The sequence below is a fragment of the Actinomadura madurae genome, from assembly GCF_900115095.1.
In the GTDB taxonomy this organism is placed as follows: Bacteria; Actinomycetota; Actinomycetes; order Streptosporangiales; family Streptosporangiaceae; genus Spirillospora; species Spirillospora madurae.
This window is the reverse complement of the sequence record NZ_FOVH01000046.1, coordinates 1-3,348: the sequence shown is the minus strand read 5'-3', so window position 1 is coordinate 3,348 and position 3,348 is coordinate 1. Positions and strand designations below refer to the sequence as shown.

The 3,348-nt window shown below is 69.7% G+C and carries 3 protein-coding genes; all 3 read left to right on the top strand.

Going from position 1 to position 3,348, the window contains the following annotated elements; all coding sequences use genetic code 11:
* On the top strand, positions 1–942 hold a 942-nt coding region (locus tag BM339_RS47280; protein WP_143118911.1), incomplete at its 5' end, for a tetratricopeptide repeat protein.
* A 323-nt stretch (positions 943–1,265) separates the two neighbouring features.
* A complete protein-coding gene (locus BM339_RS47275) occupies positions 1,266–1,526 on the top strand; it encodes a helix-turn-helix domain-containing protein (RefSeq protein WP_021591144.1) in 261 nt (86 codons plus the stop codon).
* 140 nt (positions 1,527–1,666) lie between these two features.
* Positions 1,667–3,348: AfsR/SARP family transcriptional regulator (locus tag BM339_RS47270; protein WP_177287950.1), on the top strand; the 1,682-nt coding region annotated here is incomplete at its 3' end.

Here is a 3,348-nt window from a genome sequence, read left to right as displayed (position 1 = left end):
GCGCTCGCGCTCTGCCGCGAAACCGGCGACAAGCTCGGCGAGGCCGTGCTGATGCGCGGTCTTCTGGAGGTCACCACCTGGACGGCCCCGGCGGGGCCCGGACCCGCGATGACGCGGATGCGGGTCTCGGCGTCCGAACTCCTCGACCGGTTCACCCGGCTGGACGATCCGGTCGGGATGTCCGACGCCACCGTCAGCCTGGCCTGGGGCATGACGGCCGACGGGAACGGCGCGCAGGCCCTCGCCCTCGCCGAGCGCGCCCTGCGGCTGTCGGTCGACGCGGACTACCTCGGCGGGCAGGCGCGGGCCTACCACGTGATGGCGGTCGTCCACGGCGAGGAAGACCCCCAGGGCGCGGTCGTTGTTCTGGAACAGGCGATGAAGGTCGCCGAAGCGCTCGGCAACGCCCGCTACACCACGACGGTGATCCAGTTCCTCGGCGCGGCGAAAGCGTTCTGCGGTGACATCGCCGTCGGCGAGAAACTGCTGGAAGAGTCCCTGGCGATGGCACGGCGGCTGAACGACCGGTACCTGGAGACGTTCTCGCTGCTCTACCTCTCGAAGCTGTTCGCCGCGACAGGCGACGATCGGGCCAGGGCAACTCTCGATCTGACGCTGGCCCACAGCGAGCACGGCAACTTCGGCCATTTCCTCGCCGACGCGCTGAGCGTTCTCGGGCAGCTGGACCTGGCCGAAGGCGACCCGCCCGCCGCCATCGCCACCCTCCAACGCTCGGTCCAGGTCTGGCGGACCCGCGGCTGGATCCCCTACCTGGCGCGGACGCTCCGCGCTCTCGGCGACGCCCACGACGCCGCCGGCGACCACCGCACGGCCAGGGCCGTCTGGCTGGAAGCCCGCGAACTGTTCGGCCGCATCTCAGCCGAGGACGGCGTGAGCACGCTGAACGACCGGCTCACGCGTGAAGATTGCCGGCAGTCATAGTTCCGTATACCTCACCCTGCTTCGAGGTTAGCGATACGTAAGTGGGGCGTCGCTAGCATCACCTCCACTGATCAAGTAGCGCCATTGATAAGTGGTCGCGGCGATATCGGAAGTGCAGTTCGGTCTGCTCGACTGAAACGGCAGACCGCACGAGAGGCTGGGCAAGAATGACACCGTATTCAGGTATCCATCACAAGGCGGCACCGGGCTCGTCCGACTCCATTTGCCCGCTTCCGGGGTGGGACAAGCGTCCCGACGGCACACATGGCGCGGCAAGGAATGGGAAGAGGGCGGCGGTCGCCAGGCTCGCGCCCGGTGCGGCGGTGCCCTGCCGGTCCGGCCGCGACGTCCGGGAACTGCTCGCGCCGGACGCGCCCAGCCATCTGCTCCCGATCGTCGAGGCCCTGCTGTCGGGCCAGACGGACGAGGCGGCCAGCAAGCGGCTCGGGATCTCGCCCCGGACCTTCAGCCGGCGCGTGGCGGAACTCCTCGACCATCTGAACGTCGCCACGAGGTTCCAGGGCGGGGTGGAGCTGGTACGCCGCGGCTGCCAGAGCTGTTTCGCCCGGGACGAAGCCCGCTGAGGTCACCGGCCCCGGTCCCCGCGTACCCGGGCGGCCCCGCCCGCATGCGACGCCCGCGGCGTATACCGAGAATATTCCGCCGTTATACTCACCAAGATCAGGCCGACCGGGTTTATAGTGCGTCCACGCAAGGGAGCACGGTGAATTTCGGGATACTAGGGCCGCTGACGGTGTGGCGCGAGGGTGAGCGACTCGATCTCGGCACGCCCAAGGCGCGGGTGCTGTTAGCGGTTCTGCTGTGCCATGCGGGCACCCCTGTCCCGGAAGATCAACTGATCGGGGCACTATGGGGGGACGCTCCTCCGAAGAGCGCCGGCAAGAATGTGCAGACCTACGTGCATCGGCTCCGGCGGCGATTGGGCGATCCGGCGCGCGTCGTGCGGCAGGGCCCCGGCTATCTGGTATCGCTGGTCCGGGACGAACTGGACGCGGTGAGATTCGAGGATCTGGCCGGCTCAGGGCGCGCCGCGGAGACCGCCGGTGAGCCGGAGAAGGCGGCCCACCATCTGCGCGAAGCGCTGAGTCTCTGGCGCGGACCCGCGTTCGCGGGCATGACCGATGTGCCGGCGCTGGCCGGGGAGGCCGCGCGGCTGGACGAGGTCCGCCTGTCGGCCCTGCAATCGCGGATCGCCGTGGACCTGGAGCTGGGACGCCACGCCGAGCTGGTGGGCGAGTTGACCGCGCTCACCCGCGAGTATCCACTCCGCGAGCGTCTGCATGCGCAGCTGATGCTGGCGCTGTACCGCTGTGGCCGGCGCGCGGACGCGCTCGCCGAATACAGGCGTGCCCGCAAGACCCTGATGGAAGAGACCGGTCTGGATCCGGCCGACGAGCTGCACGAAATTCATCAGAGAATCCTCACTCAGGACCCCTCGCTCGATGTCGTTCCCAGCGTCACGGCTACGATCACGGGCTCCCCGGTGGGGCCGGGCGCGTCCAGACCGGCGGAGGCCCCGCAGGCCTACCGTGAGCCTCAAGCGAACCCCGCCCCTGCCGAGTTGCCGCCTGACATCGCGGATTTCACCGGCAGGGACCGCGAGGTGGCCGACCTCACCAAGGTTCTCACCGAGCCTCGGCCGGGCACCGTCGCCATGGCCAGCATCGCCGGTCTGGGCGGGTTCGGTAAGACCACGCTCGCCGTGCACGTCGCGCACCGCATCGCGGACCGGTTTCCCGACGGCCAGCTCTATGTGGACCTGCGCGGCGCCTCCGCCGACCCGGCCCGACCAGAAGACGTGCTCAGCCGGTTCCTGTTCGCGCTGGGCTTCAGCGCCACCGGCATCCCCGACTCCCTCGAAGAACGCGTGGCGCTCTACCGAAGCCGCCTGGCCGGACGAAAAATACTCATCCTGCTCGACAACGTCGCCGGAGAGGAACAGGTGCGGCCACTGCTACCCGGCTCCCCCGGCACGGCCGTCCTCCTCACCGGACGCGTCCGGCTGGTCGGCCTCGAAGGCGCGCACCTGCTGGAACTCGACGTCCTGCCATCGGCCCAGGCCATGAACCTGCTGAGCAGGATCGTCGGCGACGAACGCGTCCGGGCCGACCCGGAGGCGGCCCTGGAGATCACCCGGTTGTGCGGCCGGGTCCCGCTCGCGGTGCGCATCTCCGCGGCCAGGCTCCTGGGCAGGCGGCAGTGGAGCCTGTCCTACCTCACCGACGTCCTCGGGGAGGAACGACACCGGCTGGACGAACTGGTGGCGGGCGACCTCGACATTCGCGCGGGATTCGAGATGAGCTACCGGACGCTTCCCGCGAGCGCGCAACGGGCCTTCCGGCTGGCCGGGCTGCTCGACGCGCCCGACTTCGCGTCCTGGGCGGT